Annotated in this window: 15 protein-coding genes; 2 read left to right on the forward strand and 13 right to left on the reverse strand. The window is 71.8% G+C overall.

Annotated features, from left to right (window positions below; genetic code table 11):
* Positions 1–338: 338 nt before the first annotated feature.
* From ASC99_RS23700 to ASC99_RS23740, 10 genes are all read right to left on the reverse strand, one after another.
* Complete coding sequence (locus tag ASC99_RS23700; protein WP_057235341.1) at positions 339–1,340, reverse strand: 2-hydroxyacid dehydrogenase; 1,002 nt, start codon at positions 1,338–1,340, stop codon at positions 339–341.
* 108 nt (positions 1,341–1,448) lie between these two features.
* Positions 1,449–1,598 carry a hypothetical protein gene (locus ASC99_RS38840; protein ID WP_157531705.1) on the reverse strand — a complete coding sequence of 50 codons (150 nt, stop codon included), beginning with the start codon at positions 1,596–1,598 and terminating at the stop codon, positions 1,449–1,451.
* Positions 1,588–1,824 carry a hypothetical protein gene (locus tag ASC99_RS23705; protein ID WP_057235343.1) on the reverse strand — a complete coding sequence of 79 codons (237 nt, stop codon included), beginning with the start codon at positions 1,822–1,824 and terminating at the stop codon, positions 1,588–1,590. Before ASC99_RS23705 ends, ASC99_RS38840 begins: the two co-directional genes overlap by 11 nt.
* 87 nt (positions 1,825–1,911) lie before the next feature.
* Positions 1,912–2,937 carry a 6-phosphofructokinase gene (locus ASC99_RS23710; RefSeq protein ID WP_057235345.1) on the reverse strand — a complete coding sequence of 342 codons (1,026 nt, stop codon included), beginning with the start codon at positions 2,935–2,937 and terminating at the stop codon, positions 1,912–1,914.
* Positions 2,938–3,145: 208 nt separating this feature from the next.
* The gene (locus ASC99_RS23715) at positions 3,146–3,874 is read right to left on the reverse strand and encodes a type 1 glutamine amidotransferase (RefSeq protein WP_057235347.1); all 729 of its coding nucleotides are present in this window, start codon (positions 3,872–3,874) and stop codon (positions 3,146–3,148) included.
* 98 nt (positions 3,875–3,972) lie between these two features.
* Positions 3,973–5,235: a MurT ligase domain-containing protein gene (locus tag ASC99_RS23720; RefSeq protein ID WP_057235349.1), complete on the reverse strand. Its 1,263-nt coding sequence runs from the start codon at positions 5,233–5,235 to the stop codon at positions 3,973–3,975.
* A 116-nt stretch (positions 5,236–5,351) separates the two neighbouring features.
* Positions 5,352–7,034 carry a hypothetical protein gene (locus ASC99_RS23725; protein WP_057235351.1) on the reverse strand — a complete coding sequence of 561 codons (1,683 nt, stop codon included), beginning with the start codon at positions 7,032–7,034 and terminating at the stop codon, positions 5,352–5,354.
* A gap of 157 nt (positions 7,035–7,191) precedes the next feature.
* The gene (locus ASC99_RS23730) at positions 7,192–7,644 is read right to left on the reverse strand and encodes an iron chaperone (RefSeq protein ID WP_057235353.1); all 453 of its coding nucleotides are present in this window, start codon (positions 7,642–7,644) and stop codon (positions 7,192–7,194) included.
* A gap of 80 nt (positions 7,645–7,724) precedes the next feature.
* Positions 7,725–8,177: a pyridoxamine 5'-phosphate oxidase family protein gene (locus tag ASC99_RS23735; RefSeq protein ID WP_057235355.1), complete on the reverse strand. Its 453-nt coding sequence runs from the start codon at positions 8,175–8,177 to the stop codon at positions 7,725–7,727.
* Positions 8,174–8,527, reverse strand: a complete 354-nt coding sequence (locus ASC99_RS23740; RefSeq protein WP_057235357.1) for a VOC family protein — start codon at positions 8,525–8,527, stop codon at positions 8,174–8,176. The genes ASC99_RS23735 and ASC99_RS23740 overlap by 4 nt, the downstream gene beginning before the upstream one ends.
* 134 nt (positions 8,528–8,661) lie before the next feature.
* Here ASC99_RS23740 and ASC99_RS41760 point away from each other — a divergent pair, with 134 nt between their 5' ends.
* Both ASC99_RS41760 and ASC99_RS23750 read left to right on the forward strand, forming a co-directional pair.
* Complete coding sequence (locus ASC99_RS41760) at positions 8,662–11,460, forward strand: LuxR C-terminal-related transcriptional regulator (protein ID WP_057235359.1); 2,799 nt, start codon at positions 8,662–8,664, stop codon at positions 11,458–11,460.
* Positions 11,461–11,941: 481 nt separating this feature from the next.
* On the forward strand, positions 11,942–14,293 hold the full coding sequence (locus ASC99_RS23750) for a chitobiase/beta-hexosaminidase C-terminal domain-containing protein (protein ID WP_057235361.1): 2,352 nt from the start codon (positions 11,942–11,944) through the stop codon (positions 14,291–14,293).
* 137 nt (positions 14,294–14,430) lie between these two features.
* Here ASC99_RS23750 and ASC99_RS23755 read toward each other — a convergent pair whose 3' ends face one another.
* From ASC99_RS23755 to ASC99_RS23765, 3 genes are all read right to left on the reverse strand, one after another.
* Positions 14,431–15,516, reverse strand: a complete 1,086-nt coding sequence (locus ASC99_RS23755; protein ID WP_369825146.1) for a GNAT family N-acetyltransferase — start codon at positions 15,514–15,516, stop codon at positions 14,431–14,433.
* Positions 15,517–15,785: 269 nt separating this feature from the next.
* Positions 15,786–17,243 (reverse strand): pyridoxal-dependent decarboxylase, encoded by a 1,458-nt coding sequence (locus ASC99_RS23760; protein WP_057235364.1) that lies wholly within the window; start codon positions 17,241–17,243, stop codon positions 15,786–15,788.
* Between the two features lie 65 nt (positions 17,244–17,308).
* Entirely contained in the window at positions 17,309–18,418 is a 1,110-nt protein-coding gene (locus ASC99_RS23765) for a hypothetical protein (protein ID WP_057235366.1), read from the reverse strand.
* Between the last annotated feature and the right edge of the window lie 201 nt (positions 18,419–18,619).

Genomic DNA, 18,619 nt, shown 5'->3' on the forward strand with positions numbered 1-18,619 from the left:
CAGTACTCCTGGGCAAGACGGGCCTTGACGGAGTGTCAGGCCGGGGCCCCACGACCCCAAGGCGAACCTGTTGTGATCGAGGCCAACGCCGTTCAGGTGCTGGCGTTCCTCATCCACTTCATGGACGCGGAACTGCTGCCCCGGCTCGCCCCACCGGTGGACGGGCAGATCGCCAGGGACCTGGTCTACATCCGCGAGGGGCTCGACGAGATCCGCGGCTACGTGAGCGCGCGTGCCCCATCATCCGCATGCTGGCCGAGACCTGATGGCACTTCGGGCCTCGCCGACGGTGGCTGCCCGGTCGGGGTCGCCCGGGATGCTCGGCGGGCTCTCGGGGCTCAGGCGGCGGCCCTTGGGACGAGGGTGTTCTCGTTGCGGCGGCCGGCCTCGAAGTCCTCGATGTTGTGGACGGTGGCTTCGATGATCTGGCCGACTGCGGTGTGGGTGAAGTAGGCCTGATGGGACGTCACCAGGACCTGGGGGAAGGTGACCAGGCGGGCGAGGGTGTCGTCGTTGATGCCTTCGAGCGAGCGGTCGTAGAAGAAGATGCCGGTCTCCTCCTCGTAGACGTCCAGGCCGACGCCGGAGAGCTTGCCGTGGCGGAGGGTCTCGACCAGGGCGGCGGTGTCGACCAGACCGCCGCGGCTGGAGTTGATCAGGATGGCGTCGTCCTTCATCAGGGCGAGGGCGGCGCCGTCGATCACGTGGTGGGTGTCGGGCAGCAGCGGGACGTGCAGGCTGATCAGGTCGCTCTCGGCGAGCAGTTCGGGGCGGTCGACGTACGTCATGCCGAGGTCGAGGCAGGCGGGGTTCTGGGCGATGTCCCAGCCGAGCAGCCGGGTGCCGAAGCCGTGCGCGATTCGGGCGAAGCACTCGCCGATCTTGCCGGTGCCGATCACGCCGACCGTCATGCCGTGGATGTCGCGGCCGAGCAGGCCGTCGAGCCGGAAGTCGAACTCACGGGAGCGGGTGGCGGCCCGGGTGAGCCGGCGGTTGACGGCCAGTGCCAGGGTCCAGGCGTGTTCGGCGACCGCGTACGGGCTGTAGTAGGAGACCCGGGCCACGGTGAGGCCGAGTTCGGCGGCGGCGGTCAGGTCGATGTTGTTGAAACCGGTGGAGCGTTGGGCGATCAGCCGGGTGCCGCCGGCCGCGAGCAGGGTGAGGGTGGCGGCGTCCAGGACGTCGTTGACGCTGCTGCTGACGACGGGGTACCCGGCGGCCAGGGGCGCGGTGTCGCTGTTGAGGAAGACCGCCAGGCTGCGGAGGGCGTGCCGTTCGGCGAAGGCCTGCTCCAGCAGGGGACGCTCATCTTGTTGGACGCCGTAGGCGAGGATCTCCATCCGGTCACGCTAACCACGGGCCGTCGGTCTGCCCGGGTCGGCTCGCCGGGGAGGGCGGTGGCGGTGCGCTGAGCCGCAGGCGTGCCCACGTTCGCGGGCGGGCCCCGGTCAGACTCCGGTCGGGTAGAGGTCCAGATCCGTCGCAGTGAACGTGAGGAACTCGGCGTTGTCGATACCGGGGACTCCGGATGCCGGGGTTTCGACCGCGATCAGGCCGCCGTCGAGGGTGATGTACGCGATGGGGTCGTCAGCGGTCATTGAGATCCTCGTTCCCGGTGACCACGCCCAACATGTAGCGGCACGCCGAGTCCTCGTCCGGAAAGAGGTGCGTCAGGATCTTCTGACCCCGCTCGCCGTAGTAGACCGCCCACTGCTGTCCCCTGGACTCCAGACAGGTCAGCTCGTCCCGGTAGCCGTCGAGGGAGTACGAGCTTTCGCGGTGGCCGGAAGCCGGCAGACGGTTTCGAAGATCATCTCTGTTCACTGCGCTCTTCCCTCCGGAGGTGGCCCGGTACGCCGAAAGGGGTGGGCCTCCGTGCCGGAGGGCCACCCCTTTCGCGGTGAAGGCGGGTCAGATGACGGTCTCGGCCTCGACGTAGCGCTCGGCCGGGACGGTCTTCAGGTCGGCCACCGCGTCGGCCAGCGGGACCAGCTTGATCTCGGTGCCCTGGAGTGCGGTGATGTGGCCGAAGGCGCCCTTGTGGGCGGCCTCGACGGCGTGCCAGCCGAATCGGGTGGCGAGCACGCGGTCGTACGCGGTCGGGGTGCCGCCGCGCTGGGTGTGGCCGAGGATGACCGGCTTGGCCTCCTTGCCGAGGCGGTGCTCCAGCTCGCGGGAGAGCTGGTTGGCGATCCCGGTGAACCGCTCGTGGCCGTAGATGTCCTTCACGCCCTCCTCCCAGTGCATGGAGCCGGGCTCGGGCTTGGCGCCCTCGGCGCAGACCACGATCGCGAACTTCTTGTTCCGGTCGAAGCGTTCGCGGACCACCTCGGTCAGCTTGTCGATGTGGAACGGCCGCTCGGGCACCACGATCGCGTGCGCACCGGCGGCCATGCCCGCGTTCAGCGCGATCCAGCCGGTGTGACGGCCCATCACCTCGACCACCATGACCCGCTGGTGCGACTCGGCGGTGGTCTTCAGGCGGTCCAGCGCGTCGGTGGCCACCGAGACGGCGGTGTCGAAACCGAAGGTCACGTCGGTGCAGGCGATGTCGTTGTCGATGGTCTTCGGGACCCCGATCACCGGCAGCCCGCCGTCGCTCATCAGCTTGGCGGCCTTCAGGGTGCCTTCGCCGCCGATCGGGATCACCGCGTCGATGCCGAGGTCCGCGCAGTACTGCTTGGCCCGCTCGACACCGTCCCGCAGGTGGCTCGGCTGGACCCGGGAGGAGCCCAGGATGGTGCCGCCCTGGGCGAGGATTCCGCTCACCGAGTCGATGGTGAGCGGGCGGTGGACGCCCTCCAGGAGACCGCGCCAGCCGTCCTGGAACCCGATGATCTCGTCGCCGTGGTCGACCACCCCCCGGTGGACCACGGAACGGATCACAGCGTTCAGGCCAGGGCAGTCACCGCCGCTGGTCAGCACACCAATACGCATTGCTTTGCAACTCCCGTGCAGTACGGACAGCCGGACTTCCACCATACGGCGCCCGGGTCCGACCGGTCAGGCACCGATGTGGGCCGCGTCACCTTTGACCCGGCCCGTGTGGTCATGCGCCGAACGCCTTAGGAGGGTGTGCGTCCGGCTCTTCCATTCTCGTACGGATTCCGGGGGTTGTTGACCCCCGGTTCAACCCGTGGACAGCTCAGGCGGGCTGACGGGTCGCCGAGATCCGCTCGGCGCGCAGCGCGTCGTACCAGGTGGTGTCGGCCGGCGGCAGTGCGTTCACGTCCAGCGCCAGCTTGATCAGCATGTCGGCGACGGCGGGGTTACGGGCCATCACCGGGCCGTGCAGGTAGGTGCCGAAGATGGTGTCGCGCCAGGCGCCCTCGGTGCCGTCGCCGGTGCCGTTGCCCCGGCCGACCTGGACCTGGGCCAGCGGCTTGACGCCCTGGCCGAGGTGGGTGATGCCCTGGTGGTTCTCGAAGCCGGTGAGCTGAGGGAGGTTCAGCTGAGGGTCCGTCTCCGCCAGTACGTCGCCGACGCAGCGGGCGCCCTCGCCCCGGCCGGTCCAGACGTCCAGCAGGCCGAGGCCCGGCTGGCGCTCGCCCCGGTCGTTCAGGAACTCGTGGCCGAGGATCTGGTACCCGGCGCAGACCGAGAAGATGATCGCGCCGTTCTCGGCCGCCCGGACCAGGCCCTGGTCCGCCGCGAGCCGCTCGGCCGCCAGCCGCTGCGGACGGTCCTCACCGCCGCCGATCAGGTAGATGTCACCACTGGTCGGCACCGCCTGGTCCGAACGGACGTCGATCCGCTGGACGTTCAGGCCGCGCTGGCGGGCCCGGCGCTCGACGACCAGCGCGTTGCCGCGGTCGCCGTAGGTGCTCAGCAGGTCCGGGTAGACCCAGACCAGGCGCAGGCTGCTCTCGCTCATCCGCTGGGACCTTCCGGACTGCGGCCGCGGCTGGGGCGGCTCGGTGGGGTACGGGGGCTGCTGCTGGTAAGGGTTCTCCTGGAACGGGGGAGTCGCCATCAGTTCGCCACCGCCTTGCGCAGCTGCTGGAACGCCGTGTAGTTGGCGATCGCCTCGATCCGCCCGGGCGGGGCCATCCGGACCGCCTGCTCCAGGGTGTCCACGACGTGGAACTGGAGGCCCGCGACCTCGAGCCGGACCGCCAGGTCCAGCTTGCGCTGGCCCATCACGAAGATCGGGTGGCCGGACAGCCGCTCGTAGTCCACGTCCCACAGCCAGGAGGTGTCGGTGCCGTCCGCGTCCATTGCGTTGACCGAGAGGATCACCGGGGCCGGCGGCTGGTCGATCAGCGAGAAGGTCTCCAGCCAGCCGGCCGGGTTCTTCGCCAGCAGCAGCCGGACGTCGCGGCCGTGGTACTGCACCACGTCGTAGCGGCCGGCGACCGCCGTGACGGCCTGCATCCGCTGGAGCGCGACCTGCGGGGCGACGCCGAAGACGGCGGCCACCGCGGCCGAGCTGGTCGCGTTGGCCAGGTTGGCCCGGCCCGGGAGCTGGAGCTGGATCGGCCAGGCGCCGCGCTGCGGGTCGATCACGTGGGTGCCCTGGAGCGCCCAGTGCGGCTGCGGACGGCGGAAACCGCAGTCCTGGCAGAACCAGTCGTCGCCCGGACGCTGCATCACACCACCGCAGGACGGGCAGGACCAGGCGTCCTCCTTCCACGCCTGACCGGCGGCCACCCAGACCACCTTGCGGCAGGACGAGGCGGCCCAGGTCACCAGCGGGTCGTCCGCGTTCGCGATGATCACCGCGTCGGTGTCCTGGAGACCCTCGCGCCACTTCTCGGCCATCATCCGGGTCTCGGCGGCGCGGTCCAGCTGGTCGCGCGAGAGGTTGAGCAGCGCTATGGCCTTCGGCCGGGTGTCGCGGGCGACGCCGGCCAGGTACTTCTCGTCCACCTCGATCACGCCGAAGCGGGCTTCGCTGCCACCGGCGAGGGCGGCGGTGATCCCGGCGGGCATGTTGGCGCCGAGGGCGTTGGAGACCACCGGGCCGGCGGCGCGCAGCGCCTCGGCGATCAGACGGGTGGTGGTGGTCTTGCCGTTGGTCGCGCTCACCAGCACCACGTCGAGGTGGTCGGAGAGGGTCGCCAGCAGGTCGGGGTCGAGCCTGAGGGCGATCTTGCCACCGATCACCGAACCACTGCCACGGCCGGCCTTCTGCGACAGGGCCGCGGCAACGCGGCCGGCCGTCACGGCGATCTTGGCACGGGCGGGCAGCGAGGCATCGCGTACGGCTGCGGCTTCCGAATCGGGGCCTGGCATGCTCTGTGGTTCCTCCTTGCTGCGGCGCCGCTTGCGCGGCAGAACGGGGCCAGCCTACCCACTCCGTCCCCGGAGACCGCGCAGGGGCACTTCTGACGCTCGCTCAGCCCCCTGGTTCAGGACCACGGCTTGTTCCGCAGCTCGGCCAGGGCGCGGTCGCCGCCGGTGGAGACGGCCGACTCGACGGGGTCGGTGCCGGACAGCTCGCGGACGAGCTCGGCGGCCTGCTCCGCGACCGGGCGGTCGTCCACCGGCAGGGTCCGGACCAGGAAGAGGCACCGCCACTCCGGCACCCGGGGCCAGAGCCGGAAGCGCAGGCGGATCAGGCCTGGTTCGTTGTTCTCCGCGTGCACCCACTCCAGCTCGCAGTTCCAGCGGCCGAGCACGCTCCGGTCCGCTTCGAGCAGGTGCTGCAGCTCGTCGGCCACCAGCAGTGCGGGCCAGTGCCAGGAGCGGTCCGCCCCGGCCCTGGCGATCTCGGCGTCGTACTCGGCGGCGTCGAAGGCGGTCACCCGCCCGTCCGGGGCCCGCCAGTGCACCCGGTCAGCGGTCCGCTCGCACACGGTGTCCGGATCCCCGTAGTGCGCCCAGCCCGGGCCGAGGTCGGAGATGCCGATCAGGAAGCTGTAGCCCTGGTCGATGTAGCGGTCGCACGGGAACGGGACGTCATCGACCAGCACCCGGGCCTCGAGCAGGTCGCTCCAGGCCGGGTCACCGCGGACGGTCCAGAGGTCCAGCGAGGCGGTCCCCGGGCGGGGCGGCCGACGCCGCGTCAGCCGGTCGAGGTTCGACCGCGCCCACTCCGCCCGTTGGTGAGTAGGCGGCTCGGGATCGGCCAGTGCGTCGGTCAGACAGTTTCGCCAGCCCGGTGCGGCGAGGGTGGCCAGCACCCGGTCGACCAGCCGGGCGGGTTCGCCGGGTGTCCAGTCCAGCTTCCAGGAGTGCCCGGTGGTCAACTCCAGGGCGATGTCCACCAGGAGCGCGTACCGGTCGAGAGTCGGTGACCATCGTTCGGCCCGCCGCAGCAGCGCCCGGTAGGCGGGTACGGCATCGGCGTACCGGCCGATCTGGGGCAGGAAGTTGTCCCAGCGAGCCAGTGCCAGCAGGACCCGGCCGGCGTCCAGGCAGGTTGACTCGTCGCTGTGCGGGTCGTCGAGGAGCCGGACCAGGCCGACGGCCTCGGCGACCTGGCGGATCGTCCTGCCCGGCGTCCGGGGAACGCTGACGACGTGGTGCAGCAGCCAGGGCCGGGTGGTGGGGGTGGGGTTCCGGCAGAGCCCTCGCACCAGGGTGAGCTGATGGCGGGGCCGGCAGCGGTCGGCCAGCCAACGCAGGTCGGACGCGGTGCCGCCGAGCGCCGCGAGTGCGGCGCCGGCCTGGGCGGTGAAGGCGTTGAACAGGCCGACGGTGCGGATCGATGGCAGGTCGTGGACAGTGCCGGTGCGGGCCAGCAGCTCCAGGCCGACCAGGACCGGCCGCTCGTCGGTGCCTTCCCGGAGCAGCCGGCGTCCCACCGCACGGGCCCGCTCGGGCGGCAGCTCCGGCCAGTGCTCCAGGGCGGCGGCCGCCGTGTCGGGGCCCAGGGTGAGTTCGCAGAGCAGCGTGTGCAGCTGCGGCGGTCCGGCGTCCGGGTCGGCGAAGAAGCTGCGCAGGGCTGCGGAGAGCAGCGCGGTCCGCTGATCCTCGGTCAGATCCTGCCCGGGGCCCGGACGTGAGAGGTAGCGCTGCCGCTGTAGGGGCAACGGTCGGTCGGGTGTCTGCCGGAGCAGCTGGCGGGCCTGCTCGTACAGCGGGGTCACCGGGCGGTGCGGTGCTCGATTCGGTAGGTCATGGCGACCATTCTGGCAGGCACGGGGAGGTACCCACCAGGGGTTTCCGGCACCGCGTCCGCCCCTCGGGCCTCCTGCCGCCCGCAGGGCGGAGCAGGAGGCGACGAGGGCCACCGACCGGCGCGGCTCAGCTCACGGCCTGCTTCACGAGTGCGGCGATCCGCGCCTCCACCTCGGCCGTCACCTCGGTCAGGGCGAAGGCGGCCGCCCACATCGGGCCGTCGTCCAGCTTGGCATGGTCGCTGAACCCGAGCGTCGCGTAACGCGCCTTGAACTTCTCCGCGCACTGGAAGAAGCAGACGACCTTGCCGTCCAGCGCGTAGGACGGCATCCCGTACCAGAGCTTCGGTGCGAGGACCGGGGCGGTGGCGGTGACGACGGCGTGGACGCGCTCGGCCATGGTCCGGTCCGCGTCCTGCATCTCCGCGATCTTCGCTAGCACGTCCTGTTCCTCCTGTGCCGCCTTGTCCGCCTTCGCGCCGCGGCGCGCCGCCTGCTTGAGCTCCTGTGCGTGGTCCTTCATCGCGGCACGCTCCTCGGCCGTGAATCCCTCGTGCGTGCGGTTGTCGGTGCTGCTCATGGCGGATCTCCTTCTTGAGGCTCTCGATAGGTGGATCTCGATGTGTGGATCTCGACAGTGCGGTGGGACCGGGCGAGGCGTCAGACCAGCCAGTGACCGTCGCGCATCAGCTCACGGCCGGTCAGCTCGTTCTCCTCCCGCCAGGCCCGGATGCGGTGCGGAGTGATCCGGAACCAGCAGTACCGGGTGGTCAGCGAGCGCGGGTCGAAGCCGGTGCGTGCGGCGAACCGGTCACCCAGGTGCGGCGGCAGCGCGTCGATGGCGAGGACCTCGACGTGGCCGTCGAGCATGGCGACGTCGCGGGTGTGGCCGAGGGCGAGCCGGGCGGTCCGGGTGGCAGTCAGGTTCCGGCCGGTGGGGCTCTCGGCCGGGGTGGCCGCCAGAAGGACCTCGCCGTCCCAGTCGAAGGACAGCGGTACCAGGTGCGGGGTGCCGTCCGCCGAGGCACTGGCCACCCAGACGTCGATGTCGTGGCCGAGCCGGTGCTCGGTGTCGTGACGGCGCTGTGCTCGGGAGCGGGGTGGGGTGGTCATCGGTCCTGCAGCAGGCCGAGGAGGTTGCCGTCGGGGTCGATGACGGTGGCCACGATGCGGCCGCCGACGTCGTGCGCGGGCTCCTTGACGGTGGCGCCCGCAGCGGTCAGTTCGGCGAGCTTCGCCTCGACGTCCGACACGTGCCAGTAGGCCAGCGACGAGGTGAGGCCCTGCGGTCCGCCGCCCGGGAGGAGGCCGATGTGCTGGCCGGCGGCCTCGAAGCCGACGTAGTAGGGCTCGTCGGTCTGCGGCGCGACACCGAGCAGTGCGGCGTACACCGCCTTGGCCTGGGCGAGGTCGGACACGGGATGCAGCACGGTCTTCATCCCCTGGGTGGAAGAGCTGGTCACGGTCACTCCTGTCGTCGCGGGACCGGCCTGCCCGGTGCGGTCCGCCGGGCTCGTTCCCTGTGCTCACAGCTTCGCCCGGCGGGGTACGGGGCGCCTCCGTGCTGACCACGGAAAGCTCTACGGATAATGGCCCGGTGTCCACTTCAGTGATCTCGGCTCGGGAAGCCGGTGTGCTAGAGCTGCTCGGGGAGCACCTGAGCAACGCCGAGATAGCCGCGCGGCTGTTCATCTCGGTACGGACGGTCGAGTCGCACGTCTCCTCGCTGTTGCGGAAGTTGGAGGTGCCGGACCGGCGGGCGCTGTCTCGGCACGCGCCCCGACCGACGGACGCCGGGCAGACGCGCCCGGCACCCGCGCTGCCGGCACCGCTGACGGCGTTCGTCGGCCGGACACGGGAACGCGGGGAGCTGGCCGAAGCGGTGACGGCACGTCGGCTGGTGACCGCCGTCGGTCTGGGCGGGGTGGGCAAGACGCGGCTCGCGCTGGCGGTGGCGGCGGACGTGGCAGGTGACTTCGCCGACGGGGTGTGCTTCGTCGACCTGGTCCCGGTCACCGATCCCGGGCGGGTGGGCGCGGCGGTCGCGGCGGCCATGGGCGTGGGCGAGCAGCCCGGGCGCGGCATCGACGACGCGCTGGTGGCCGCGTTGACGGACCGTCAGGCGCTGCTGGTGCTGGACAACTGCGAGCAGGTGCGCGACGGGGTGGCGCCGTTTCTGGAACGGCTGCTCGTCGCTTGCCCGGGGATACGGGTGCTCGCGACCAGCCGGGCCCGGCTGATGGTGCCGTTCGAGTGGGTCTTCCCGGTTCCGCCGCTGTCGCGCGTCGGAGGCGGCGAGTCGGAGGCGGTGGCCCTGTTCCTGGAGCGGGCGGCGGCGGTCGGCAGCGCCCCGGCTCCGGCGGATCGCGACCGGATCGCGGCGCTGTGCGAGCGGCTCGACGGCATGGCGCTGGCCATCGAACTGGCGGCGGCCCGGTGGTCCACGCTCGGACTGGACGGCCTGGCGGCCGGCCTCGGCGACCAGCTCCGGATCCTCGCCGGCGGCCCCCGTGCCGACGGCAGGCACCGGTCGGTGCGGGCCGTCCTCGACTGGAGCCACGACCTGCTCGAGCCGCAGGACCGGGCACTGCTGCGCCGGGTGTCGGCGTTCGTCGCTCCGTTCACCGCCGGGGCGGCCGCCGAGGTGGCCGGGTTCGCCCCGCTGGAGGCGGCCGCGGTCGCCGACGGGCTCGGCAGGCTCGCCGAGCAGAGCCTGCTCGCCGTGACACCGTCCGAGACCGGCACCCGCTACCAGGCGCTGGAGACCCTCCGTCAGTACGGCACGGAGCGGCTCTCCGACGTCGGTGAGCTCGACGATGTCCGGTCGCGCCACCTGGCATGGTGCCTGGCCGGTGCGGCTGCCCTCCGGGACGGCGGCGGCTCGGACTGGCGAGCCAGGTTCGACGCGGTCGCGGAGGACCTGCGGGCCGCTCTGACCTGGGCGGCGGGCCGGCCGGAGCAGCGCGCGGACGCGTGCCGTCTCGCCCTGTCCATGGCCGAGCTGGCCTTCACCCGCAACCTGCTGGGCGAGGCCCAACAGCGGTACGAGCAGGCGGCCCTGCTCGCGGCCGGCGCCGACGCTGCCGCCGCACTGCGGCAGGCCGCCGGGGTGGCCGGGTGCCGCAAGCTAGGTGACGACATGTACCGCCTGCACCGGGCCGCCGCCGAAGCCGCCCGCCGGGCCGGGGACGCCGCCGGGGCCGCCCGCGACCTGGCGGCGGCCGCCACCGCCGCCTACCGCTTCTCCAGCACGTTCATCAACCGGGTTCCGCCCGTGGACGAGGTGACCGGCCTGCTCGCGGCGGCGCGCGAGCTGACCGGTGACGACGACCCGGTCGCCGAGGCGGCTCTCGCGCTGGCCGAGGCCGCCGTGGTCGCGGACGCGTTCGGCGCCGTCCAGGGGGCCCCGGACAACACCGCACCGGACACCGTCGCGTGCGCCGAACGGGCTGTCGAGATCGCTCGGCGCGCGGGCGACCCGGTGGCGCGGTCAGCCGCCCTTGACGCGCTCTCCGGCGCCCAGAGCTGGGCCGGTGAGAGCTTCGCCGCCGCGGCTGCGGCCCGGGCCCGGATCGACATCCTGACCTCGGCACCGAGCACACCCGCCCGGACGCACGAGCTGATCGACGCCCTTGCCATGGCAGCCGCGACCGCCGTCGGCACGGGCGAGCTGACGGCGGCCCGTCGGTGGGGCGGCCGGCTCGCGGGCCAGCCGCAGCTGGCCGAGGTGGGCGACTACGCGACGTCCTGGCTGCTGGTCGCGGACGCGTTCGCGGGGCATGCCGACGCGGTGCTCACCAGCAGCGTGCGATTCCTCGACGCGTGGGAGCAGGCCGGTCGGCAACGGTCGTTCTCACTCGGTCCGGCCGCGGCGTCCGTTGCGATGATCCACGGCTTGCGAGGCGACCACGAAGCTCGGGCGACCTGGCTCGCGGTCACCGAACGGGCAGGCAGCCAGGAGGATGACCACTACGGCCACGGGGCCGTCTTCGACGCCATGGTTCTGCTCCACCACGGGGACGCACACGCGGCCCTGGAGCGCATCGCGCCCGAGCCGGAGCAGGTGTGGAAGTGGGTCTGCTGGGTCTGGCTGCACTGGTACGTGGCGCTCCGGGCCGAGGCAGCGGTCCTCGCCGGGCACCCGGACGCCCGGGGCCGGATCGCCGCGGCCCGGGCCATTGTCGCCGGGAACCCGGTCGCCTCCGCCCTGGTGGACCGGGCGGAGGCACTGCTCGGTGGTGATCTGCCGCAGTTGCTCGCCACCGCGTCGGCGTTCGAGGCGGCCGGCTGCCGCTACCAGTGGGCGCGCACGCTCCTGCTCGCCGGGGGCGCGCACGCCGAGACCGGCGCGTCCGCACTGGCCGCCCTCGGACTCGCGCCCATGGCCGCTCGGTAGCCACACAACTTACGCACGGCTCATTCGTCCCGAGGTCGGCGTCGTAGTTCCCCGAGCGCTCCAAGGGGCCTTCGCGCTGGTCGGGGGCGGGTGCTCGATCATCCGTCAGGTTGCTTGCCTGGCAGGGAAGTTGGGGCCGTTGATGCCGGACGTATTTCCGGTTCGTCCTCTTGGCCGCCCTGCCGGTGACTGGTACCGTCCTGGACCTGAGAGCGCTCTCAGTACACCTCCACCCATCTCACCACCACCGGGGTCACAGCCCCTCCCGCCCTGTCTCGGCCGGGTGTGGCGGGCCGGCCCCGTATGTGGCACCTGTCGGCGGCGCCCTCCTGCCGTGCCGGTGCCGCCGTTCCGCGACCGCATCCATGGAGCAGCGCTCGCCCGTGTCCCGGCCGCCGACCCGCCCCTGCCAGGGGCCGGTCGGTGCCGTCCCATGCCGTCGCCCCCCGCACCGCGATGAACAAGGGAAGGACCCACCCCCATGACGCTCCAGAGAACCGCTCCACGCGTCCGACGGCCGCGGCAGGGCGCCCGCGGCATCCCGCTGCTGCTGGCCGTGCTGGCGCTGCTGCTCGGCGGGCTCGGCCTGGCGCCGGGAACGGCCGCCGCCGCGGACCCGGACTACACGCAGAGCGTGACCGCGACCAGCGGCACCCAGGCGAAGATCTCGTTCACCCCGACCACGGCGGCGCTCTACGTCGACGTGCACTACCTGGTGAACGCGGCCAACCAGCAGAACGTCCGGATGGTCAACGGCTCCGGGACCTGGACGCACTCGGTCAGCGGTCTGGTCAGCGGCAACGTGCTGGACTACTGGTTCACGTACGAGAAGAGCGGGCCGCAGTACGACACCCCGCACTTCGGCTACACCCAGGGCGGCAGCACCGGCGGCCAGGTGGCGCAACCGACCTTCAGCCCGGCCGGCGGGCAGTACGCCTCCGCCCAGACGGTGACCATCTCGGACGCCACGGCCGGGGCGACCATCCGCTACACCCGGGACGGTTCCACGCCGAACGGCAGCTCCCCGGTGTACACCGGGCCGATCAGCGTCACCGCCAGCGGCACCGTCCGGGCCTTCGCCCAGCTGGCGGGCCGCACCGACTCCTCGGTGGCCACCGAGGTCTACACCATCGGTGGCACCCAGACCGGCTGCCCGGCGCAGTCGGACACGCCCAACTTCGGCCCCAACGTGCACATCTACGACCCGAGCATGTCCGCCGCCACCATCCAGGCGCAGCTGGACGCCCACTTCGACCAGATGAAGGACACCCTGTCGGCCCAGTTCAGCTCGAACCGGGTGGCCGACCTGTTCAAGCCGGGCACCTACAACGTCAACGACAACGTGGGCTTCTACACCTCGGTGGCCGGCCTCGGCCAGAACCCCGGTGACGTGGTCATCAACGGCAACATCACCGTCGACGCCTTCAACGCCTCGGACGCCGGCAACGCCACCCAGAACTTCTGGCGCAGCGCCGAGAACCTCGCCATCAACCCCGGTGGTGGCACCAACCGTTGGGCGGTGGCGCAGGCCGCCCCGTTCCGGCGGATCGACGTGCGCGGCAACCTGGCCCTCTACCCGGCCAGTTACGGCTGGGCCAGCGGCGGCTACGTCGCCGACAGCCGGGTCAGTGGCCAGATGGCCTCGATCTCCCAGCAGCAGTGGTACACCCGGGACAGCGGCCTCGGCAGCTGGGACGGCGGCGTCTGGAACATGGTCTTCTCCGGCGTCCAGGGCGCCCCGGCCAACACCTTCCCGACCCCGCCCGAGACGGTGCTCGCCACCACCCCGGTCTCCCGGGACGTGCCGTACCTGTACGTCGACGGCGCCAACCGCTACCGGGTCTTCCTGCCGAGCCTGCGCACCAACGCGACCGGCCCGAGCTGGGCCGGTGGCAGCACCCCTGGCAGCTCGCTGCCGATGAGTCAGTTCTACGTGGTCAAGGCCGGGGACACCGCCGCCACCATCAACAACGCGCTCGCCCAGGGCTGCAACCTGTTCGTCACCCCCGGCGTCTACCACCTGAACCAGACGCTCAACGTCACCCGTGCCAACACGGTCGTGCTCGGCATCGGCTACCCGACCTTCGTCCCCGACAACGGCGTCAACGCCATGCAGGTCGCGGACGTCGACGGGGTAAGGCTCAAGGGCCTGCTGTTCGACGCCGGCACCACCAACTCGCAGGCGCTGCTGACCGTCGGCCCGGCCGGCTCGGCGGCGGGCCACGCGGCCAACCCGACCACGATCCAGGACGTGTTCTTCCGGATCGGCGGTCAGGTCGCGGGCAGGGCCACCACCAGCCTGGTGGTCAACAGCAGCAACACGATCATCGACCACATCTGGGCCTGGCGGGCCGACCACGGCAACGCCGGGACCTTCGGATGGACCGTCAACCCCGCCGACACCGGCCTGATCGTCAACGGCAACAACGTGCTCGCCACCGGCCTGTTCGTCGAGCACTACCAGAAGCACGAGGTGATCTGGAACGGCCAGGGCGGCCGGACGATCTTCTTCCAGAACGAGATGCCGTACGACGTGCCCGACCAGGCCGCCTGGAAGAGCTCGGCCACGGTCAACGGTTACGCCGCCTACAAGGTCGGCGCCAACGTCACCAGCCACGAGGCGTGGGGGCTGGGCAGCTACTGCTACTTCAACGTCAATCCGGCGGTGTCCGGCTACCACGCGTTCGAGGTGCCCAACGTGAGCGGCGTGCGGTTCCACTCGCTGCTCACCGTCTCACTGAACTACCAGGGCACCATCACCCACGTCATCAACGACACGGGAGGGGTGACCCCGACCGGTACCACCCCGGTCAACGTGGTGTCCTACCCGTAAGGCCGACCGGAAGACAGGGGCTCGGGGAACTGCAAGGTGATCCGTGCGTAGCGGGTCAGGCACTTTCGCAGTGACCCGAACGCCAGATCTCCTCGCAGTTCCCCGAGCCCCTGGACAGTAGATGCCGAAGCGCCTGCCTAGCGGCTGGGCCAGGGGGTCGGGAGCTGCTCCGTGGCTTCGGAGAGGTGGGCGGTGATGACCAGGGTGCCGTCCTCGACCTGGTAGTCGAGGGGGGCGGAGAGGCGGCGCATGGTGGAGATCAGGCCGGTGTTGGAGGCGTGGGTGACGGCGTAGACGGTGGGGACGCCGGCTTCCAGGGCCAGGGCGGCCATCCGGCGGAGCAGGTCGACGCCGAGGCCGCGGCGCTGCCAGGTGTCCTCGACCAGGAGGGCGATCTCGGCGCTGTCGTCGTCCCACATCAGGTGGGCGAGGGCGACGATCCGGCCGTCCGAGGTCTCGACCGCGAGGGTCTGGCCATGGCGGGGGTCGAGCAGGTGGTCGAGGTAGCGGTCGGCGTCCTTGACCGGGCCGTGGTAGCGCTTGCGGAGGGCGTCGGTGGAGCACCGGCCGTGCATGGCGAGGGCGGCGGCCTTGTCCTCGGGGTCGGCCCGACGGACCGTCAGGTCGGTGCCGGCGGGGAGGGTGAGTCGGGCTTCGACCTTGGGGACGCGGGGGCCGAGCAGCGAGTCCAGCTCGACCAGGGCCTGGGCGCGGGCGAACTCGGTCGGGGTGAAGGGCAGGTGCGGGCGGCTGAGTTCGATCAGGTCACCGGAGGGGACGGGCAGTCGCATCAGGTGGCCGTCGATGCCCGCCGCGGCCTTGGCGCCGCCGTTCGGGAACTGCCGGATCGTGCACCGGCCGAACAGCCGGCGCAGCGCGACCGGCAGCTCGGCGGCGTCCAGCGCCGTCCGGGTGGCCAGCGCGAGGACGTGGGTCGGCTCGTCCACCAGGTCGTGGGCGTCGGCCTGTTCGGTCCAGATGTCCCGGCCGCCGCCGGCCGCGACCGCCCGGGCCAGGTCGGCCCGGCTGAGTGCCAGCGGGGCGCGGACCAGGAACTCGTCGACGGCGCCGACCGGCAGCGGGTGGGTCTGCATCGAGACGATGCTGATCTGCTGCCCGGCCAGTGCGGTGCAGATCCGGGCCAGGCTGCCGGGGGAGTCGGAAACGGTGGCGCGCAACCGCCAGAGCATGGTCTGCTCGAAGTCGCGCAGCGGTCCGGTCACCTCGGCGGCCTCGGCTCCCGGGGGTGCGGCCGGGTCGGGCCCTGGCGGCGGTGTTGGCGACCAGGTCGGCGGCCGCCACCGCGACGAAGACCGCGGCGAGTTCGGTGGAGTCGCGGCGCCAGCGGTGGTTGCGGGCGCTGCGGCGCTGGGCGCGGGAAGGCTGTGAAGTGGTGTCCATGGAAGCATCGTGCTCTTCCGGTGTTTCGCGATCACGAATCCCCCGTGACCTGTTGGTTAATGTCTGCGGATGGCATCCGAACTGCCTCCCCTCAGATCATGAACCGGTCGGACGCTCCGTCAGTTCCCGTCCTGCGCTGCGGACTTCGGACAACAGCAGTTCCAGGTCGGCTTCGGTGGTGGTGGCGTTCAGCAGACACGCCCGAAGCATCTCGTGCCCCTGGTAGAGCGCGCCCGTAACAAAGGCCTGCCCGCGCAGCTGGACGGCGACCGGCAGTTCGCGGTTCACGGCGTCGGTGCGCGCGGGGTCGGCGGGCAGGTACCGGAAGGCCACGATCGAGGTGTGCACCGGGGCGAGCAGCTCCAGCTCCGGGTCGGCCTCGACCAGCGCGCCCAGGTGCCGGGCCAGTTCGGTCCAGCTCAGGTGCACCGGGGTCTCGTCCGACCAGGGTGCGGTGATGGCGGCCTTCAGGCCGATCAGCCCGGCGACGTCGGGAGCGGAACGGGCGGGTCTGCTCCATCCCGTACTCGGAGAACCAGCCGAGCGCCCCGGCCGCCTCGTCGCGCAGGTAGGAGGGGACCAGGCTGAAGGTGCCGCGCAGCTCGTCGGTGTCGCGGACCAGGGCACAGCCGCAGTCCACCGGGACGCCGAGCCACTTGTGCGGGTCGAGGGCGAGCGAGTCGGCCCGGTCCATCCCGGCGTACCGGTCGGCGAGGCCCGGGTCCAGCACGCCGAAGGCGCCGTACGCGCCGTCCACGTGCAGCCAGAGGCCCTCGGCCGCGCAGACGTCGGCGATCGGGTCGAAGGCGTCCACCACGCCGGTGCCGACCGTCCCGGCGGAGGCGACCGCGAGGAACGGGAGCAGCCCGGCGGCCCGGTCGGCGGCCACCGCCGCGGCCAGCGCGGCCGGGTCGAGCCGGCCCTCGGCGTCGGTGGCCACGGTGCGCAGGTGCCGGCTGCCCAGGCCGAGCAGTTCGACGGCCTTGCGGACGCAGGAGTGGGTCTCGGCGGTGGCGTACGCGACCAGCGGGGGCAGCCCGGCCAGGCCGTCCTCGCGCAGGTCGTGCCCGGCCAGGCGGGCGGCCCGGTTCCTGGCGGCGGCCAGGCAGAGGATGGTGGCCATCGAGGTACCGGAGGTGAGGATGCCGCCGCCGGCCGGGTGCGGGAAGCCGACCAGCTCGGCGATCCAGCGGACCACGGCCCGCTCCAGGTGGACGTCGGCGTGGTCGCCGCCGGCCGAGCTGGGGTTCATCGCGGCGGCGGCCAGGGTGGCCAGCACTCCGGCGGGGGCGGGGGCGGAGTTCACCCAGCCGAAGAAGCGGGGGTGCCCGTTGCCCATCGGAGCGGTCATCAGCTGACTGCCGATCACCTCCAGCAGGCCCGCCAGCGGCATGCCGTCGGCGGGCAACGGCAGGTCGAGCAGCGCCTGCCGGTCGGCCTCGTCCATCGGCTGCCAGACCGGGCCGCCCGGCACCGCGTCGAGGTAGTCGGAGACCAGCTCGGCGGCGGATCGGGCGGCTGTGCGGAAGTCGTCGGCGGTGTCGCTCATGCTGCTGCTCCATCAGGGGTCATGGAGGCACGGCTTCCTCGGCGTACCCGGTGCTGGTGTAGACCTTAGTCCAGGGTGCTGGAGAGGCCGCCCGCGCTGCGGCAGTAGCCCGCGATCTCCTTGTTGGTGATCTTCGAGCAGAGCCGGGCACCCGCGCCGGACTCCGTGTAGTTGACGGTGTAGTAGCTCATCAGGCCCTGGGTGCAGGCCTTGCGCTGCCAGGAGTCGGCGGCGGTGGCGCAGACGTTGCCGGCCCAGTCCTCGCGGTCCAGGTTGTACTTCATGGTCCGGGAGCCGACGCCCCGGCTGCAGTCGTTGGCGCCGCCGCTGGCCTGGCCGTTGAGGCACCACTTGAGCGCGTCGGCGAAGACGTTCTCGTGGTTGGCGTAGTCGTGCGAGCTCAGGTAGAAGGTCGGCGCGTAGAAGAAGCAGGCGGACTGGAACAGCGAGGGCTGGTCCTTGCACGGGTAGAGCGGGTCCTTGGCGAGGGCGGCCGGGTCGAGGTTGGCCTTGGCCTTCTCGTCCTCCTCGTCGGGGCCGAAGAGCTGCATGAACAGGCCCTCGGAGCAGGTGATCTTCCGGCTGTCGGTGGGGAACTTGTTGCACAGCGCGCGGGCCTTGGCCACGTCCTGCTTGGCGACGAACATCGTGCCGTGGCCGACGCCGTGGATGCACGGGCCCTTGTTGGCCGGGGCGCAGAGCTTGAGCAGGTCCTCCTCCGGGTTGGCGGAGGCGTTCAGCATCTCCTCGACCGCGCCGTGCAGGTAGCCGGCCGCGCAGGTCTCGTGCGGGAAGGAGATCACCTTCTGGAAGTCCGCGTTGTACCGCTTGACCGCGGTGTGCCCGAGCTCGTGCGCGATCGGGTGACAGAACCGGACGGTGTACGGGAGCTTCTTGCTGATCGCGTCCAGCTCGGCCAGTGCGACGCCGGGGTCGGTGGCCTCCATCTTGGCCATCAGCTTGTTGCGCAGGGTGGAGCGGGTCCACACCGCCGGGTCGCCGGTCGGGCTGGGGGAGGCGGCCGGGCCGCTGGTCTGCGCGGCCGGGACGGCCTGGCCGGCCGGGGCGGCTGCCTGCACGGCCGGCTGCGGGGTCCACTGGGTGACGGCGACCGCGCCCAGTCCGAGCACGCCCAGGAGGAAGGCGGTGATGATCGCGAAGAGTCGCGGTTGCATGAGCTGTGGTCCCCCGGCGGATCGCTTCGGACGGTTGCGTCTCCCATCCTGGCGTCAGCTGCTCGAAATAGAACGTTTCTGACGGCCATTCGGGAAGTGTCGGCCGGGCCGTTTCCCCGAGCGGCCGACTGGTCAACGAGGAGAGCGCCCCCCGGTCACCAATCCCACACACTCTCACAGGACGGGCACGGACCGTCCGCC

The organism is Kitasatospora sp. Root107 (assembly GCF_001424875.1).
In the GTDB taxonomy this organism is placed as follows: Bacteria; Actinomycetota; Actinomycetes; order Streptomycetales; family Streptomycetaceae; genus Kitasatospora.